Raw genomic sequence first — 5,297 nt, forward strand, 5'->3', positions numbered from 1 at the left:
TTGAAGTAAGAAGGTAGCCTGTAGGTTGGGTTGAGGCACGAAACCCAACACTATATTAGTAGTTGTAGATGTAGGGTGTGAAGCGTGCGAAGCCCGTAACGCAGCGCTAGATGAGTAATGAGTAATGAGTAATGAGTAATGAGTTTTGAAGTAAGAAGGTAGCCTGTAGGTTGGGTTGAGGTCACGAAACCCAACACTATATTAGTAGTTGTAGTTGTAGGGTGTAAAGCGTGCGAAGCCCGTAACGCACCGCTAGATGAGTAATGAGTAATGAGTTTTGAAGTAAGAAGGTAGCCTGTAGGTTGGGTTGAGGTCACGAAACCCAACACTATATTAGTAGTTGTAGTTGTAGGGTGTAAAGCGTGCGAAGCCCGTAACGCAGCGCTAGATGAGTAATGAGTAATGAGTAAGAAGGTAGCCTGTAGGTTGGGTTGAGGCACGAAACCCAACACTATATTAGTAGTTGTAGGTGTAGGGTGTGAAGCGTGCGAAGCCCGTAACGCAGCGCTAGATGAGTAATGAGTAATGAGTAATGAGTAATGAGTAATGAGTAAGAAGGTAGCCTGTAGGTTGGGTTGAGGTCACGAAACCCAACACTATATTAGTAGTTGTAGGTGTAGTGTGTGAAGCGTGCGAAGCCCGTAACCTCAGATCTTGCATCTTTACCTAATGTTACTGGTGGTGGTTGAGTAATGAGTAATGAGTAATGAGTAATGAGTTAAAGAATTAATGCGATCGCGCTTAAAAATTGATTCTCGCCTGTTGGCCAATTTAGTACTTTTGTTCTGGTGCAAGATATGAGGTAACGCAGCGCTAGATGAGTAATGAGTAATGAGTAATGAGTAATGAGTTTTGAAGTAAGAAGGTAGCCTGTAGGTTGGGCAGGGAGATAACCCAACATTATATTAGTAGTTGTAGTGGTTGAGTTTTGAAGTTTTGAAGTTTTGAAGTCTTGAAGTAAAAGAATTGATGTTAAACCCCTAGGAGACAAAGATTATAGAGAATTAACCATAAACTCAGACCCTCGCATCTTTACCCAAAGTTATAGCAATGACCAAATAGATGTTAACAGTTATAATCATGAAAAGCCCCCCGAGTTTGCGCTATCCTTTATAAACATCTTTCTTAACATAAGACTTGACAAAAACACCAACTTGTGATGAAGTGCTTTTTCAGATTTTGTTTAAGAAAATAATGTATATTACTATACATTTTATCCACAACTTAAGTAATTTTACTTAAAACCCCTCTCCCTGCTCCCGTGCTCCGGTGCTCCCTGCTATACAAGGGTTTGGTGAGTTCCTTATAAAGCATAGCTTGTTAAGGGGGGAAGGGGGGATCCTCACAAGGGTAGGTTTTTTGGTTCAAAAAAGTAAGTATAAATACTTAAAAAAACTCATTACTTCAAGACTTCAAGACTTCAAGACTCAAACACAACCAGTAACTTTTGGAAAAGATGCAAGATCTGAGTTTCTGCCTCGGTGCCTCGGTGCCTCACCTCATTTTTATCGTAAGTATTCATCCCTAGCTAAGGCTTCTGACCCAATAATATACCTAGTTACTTGCTTAATTTCGGTTACTTCGGTGGCTAAAACCAAGGCAGGATTTTGAATAGTTAATAACTGGGGTTGTTCACCTTTGCAATTCCAGACCACATATAACCAGTAGGTATCGCCTAGTTGTTGTGCCCTACGCCACTCATTAGAAGTTAAAGAGACATCTTGATTGATTCCAGCTCTCCCCTTGACTTCAATACGCCTAATGGGGAGATTTCCTGTGTTTGCTTCTGGTGGTCCTAAACTACGAATATCAAAACCACTACCATCATTATGCTGACTAATATCTTCTGGTGTCCAGCCCCGTTTTTTTTCGTAGTTGAGCACAAATTTCATGGCGATCGCCTCAACCTCTGGGTCATTTCGCATTCCTGAGGAGATTGGTTCATCTGGAGGGATAACTAAAGCTGTACCTAAGTAAACCAATCGACCAGGACGTACTAATTGTAGATGATTGAGCTCTTTTTGCTTATTCTCATAGCGTTCAGTGAGGGTTCTGACTTTATTTTGAGCGTTATCTCTTGCTACTCTATAACTATCATCTCCCTTGGCCACTTTCCCGGCTAAAGAAATATATGCTCGTTTAGCCTCAGATATAGCCGCATCCATCGCCTTAACGAGATAATCCTGTCTAATTTGTAATTCCCTTTTCCGTTTTTCTCGTTCTTCTTGCATTAATTTCATTTGAATTGTGACTTTTAACCATTTTTCTAATTTTTGTTGTTCTTCTGGGGTAGGAGATGTCAAAGAATGATTGTCAGTCTTAGCATCTAGGGAGGTGAAATCATGTAGACAGTCTGTAGAAATAAATTCATAGTTGGCTGTTTGTGTTTCTCGTACCGCCAACATTTTCGAGCGTAAGATAGTAGAATTCCCCTTAATATCCTGTCCTGAAATTTCTACCTTAAAAAAATGAATCCGATAAGGTGAAACTGTATCAGCATCTAAAAATAAAGCTGATTGATAGCCCACTGTTTGAACTAATTGGCGGTCTAAACGTTCAGCAACGGCACCGAATAAGGGATGACCTGGGGAGACAAAATCTGCATCTCCATGACTAACTTCTTCTAGTTTTTCTTTATAAAAGGTAAATTTATGATACTTACTCTCTGCTAAACCTAATTTTCTCACAGATTCTAATTGAGGAGAACGAAATTCTTCTTTTAGATAATTAATACGCCATAGACCATCTGCTCTAATATCTAAGTTAACATTTAAGTATTCACAAGCTCGACGGAAGAATTCTTCTACATAACGAGGCATTAAACGGCGTTCTTCTGATAAATAATCTTCTCCTTGAGTGCGTCTGACTTGGGCTAAATCCACATGGGAGGTGGCTAAAGCGATACCTGTGGCTTTCTCTAATTCTTCAAGAATTTGGGGATCTAAGCGTTCAATTCTTTCAACTGCTTCATTCTCCTCAGCTTTGCCATAGGAAGCTTCTTTAATTAAATCCTCAAAGTGAATATCATTTAATTGCAGTAACTGACCAATCACATCAAAGACTTTATCTCCCATTGCTGCTCGAATTTCGTCTAATTTTTTCAGCAGTTTATTGAGAACATTGCCTTCTACTGTATTTGTGGCCACAAAGTTAAAAATATATACATCGCGGTTTTGTCCAATACGATGTATACGTCCCATGCGTTGTTCTAGGCGATGGGGTGACCAAGGTATATCATAGTTTACCATTAAGTGACAAAACTGTAAATTAATCCCTTCTCCAGCAGCTTCTGTGGCTAAACAAATTTGTTTATTTAATCTAAAATCATTTTGTGCTTCTTTTCGGGCCACGGCAGTCATGGCACCATGTATTTCACAAGTACTATAACCCCATTGATTCAAATTTTCTTTAAGATAATCTAAAGTATCTCGATGTTCAGTGAAGATAAGAAGTTTACCATGGCCATTGTTTAAATCCTCTAACTCACTTCTTTGTAAACAATTTTTCAGGGCATTTAGCTTAGTTTCTTCTCCTAAGGCGATGGCTTGTTGAGTTAAGTTAACTAATTGTCGTAAAGCCATTAATTCTTCCTCAAGCTGGTCAATTTGTTCTGCCACTGTAGAATCAATAGCCATTTCGTCTAATTCTTCCCCTTCATAATCATCTTCTTCCATTTCTGGGTCTGGGATTCGTCCCAAGTTCATTAACCGTTGTTGTTGTTGCTCTGGAGAAAGATATGATAATTCGTCTAATAAGTCAGCAAAACGCTTTTCTCGCTTTTTTAAAGATGAGTAAATAGCATTGAGACTACTAGCTAATCGGCGCTGTAAAACTGTTCTAGCTAGGGCGACTGCTCCCTTTTTTTTACCTTGAGTTCTCCCTAGATAACGGTTAATATAACTAGTTACTTCCTGGTAAAGTCGGGCCTCTGAAGGAGATAATTCAAAAGGGATAGTAAGAGGGTATCGTTCCTTAAATAGTTTATTACCGTTAAAATCCTTTAACTCTTCTTTAATGCGTCGTAAAAACCAGGGGCTTTCCTCAAGTTGAAGAATTTGGGGATTAATTTGATTGGAGATAAACTGGTCTATATCAAGCAACCGCAAAAAGTTATGAAATTGGTCTTTATTACCTTGATGGGGTGTAGCAGTTAATAACAATATGCGTTCAGTAATTGCCGATAAAGCTTCTGCTAATTTATAACGTCCGGTTCGTCGTAATTCATCCCCTTGGGTTCTAGCAGAACATTTATGTGCCTCATCAATGATTACTAAGTCCCACTCTACCTGTAGGATAGAGGGCATAATATCTTCCCTTTTAGCAAAATCTATCGAAGCGATACACTGACGGAAACGTTCCCAAGGATTTCCCGCTAATTGATTTTTAACTAAATTAGAGTTAATAATTTCAAAGGTTTCAGAAAATTTAGACCGTAATTCATCTTGCCATTGAATAGTTAGGGGTGCTGGAGTGAGAATCAAAATTCGGTCAACAGCGTGGCGTAGTTTCAGTTCTTTGAGCAATAATCCCCCCATAATCGTCTTTCCTGCGCCGGGGTCATCAGCTAGTAGAAATCTCAGTCTTGCTTGGGGTAAAATACGCTGATAAACTGCTTCTAACTGGTGAGGAAGAGGACGAACACCACTTAAACTAACGGCAAAATGAGGGTCAAAATCGTAGGCGGTTTTAATGCGTGCCGATTCAATGAAGAGAAAGAAGCGATTTGCATCCACTATGGGTTGATAGTCTTGGGGTTCGGTTTTTTCTATAGCAACTGCTTCTTCTAGGGTTAGTAAAGCTTCGGTTCGCTCTCCTGTCTCGGTTTTTACCCTTAGGATAACAATATCTCCTAGACTTTCAACCGATTCAATTAATACTGTTCCTGTAAACTGTTCAGGAAGAGAAATTCTTTTGCCTACAAGGTCATTCAACATCAAATCTTTAGAAAATTCTATTTATTTTTATTATTCCCATTTTTGAAGATATTATCATCTGAAGCGGTGAAGGTAGGTGTCACTCAGATTTTGCATCTTTACCCAAAGTTACTTGTGGTGGATGAATAATGAGTAATGAGTTTTGAAGTAATGAGTAATGAGTAATGAGCCTGTAGGTTGGGCCCTTGTCACGAAACCCAACATTATATTAGTAGTTGTAGTAGAGAGTAGGGTGTGTTAGGGCGAAGCCCGTAACGCACCGCTAGATGAGTAATGAGTTTTGAAGTAATGAGTTTTGAAGTAAGAAGGTAGCCTGTAGGTTGGGTTGAGGGATTAGATCCCCCCTAACCCCCCTTACCAAGG

Annotated in this window: 1 protein-coding gene; it reads right to left on the reverse strand. The window is 39.4% G+C overall.

The annotated features are described in order from the left end of the window. Positions 1-1,505: 1,505 nt before the first annotated feature. Entirely contained in the window at positions 1,506-4,934 is a 3,429-nt protein-coding gene (locus MW688_RS23555; RefSeq protein WP_486738453.1) for a helicase-related protein, read from the reverse strand. Between the last annotated feature and the right edge of the window lie 363 nt (positions 4,935-5,297).

Source organism: Johannesbaptistia floridana, assembly GCF_057440575.1.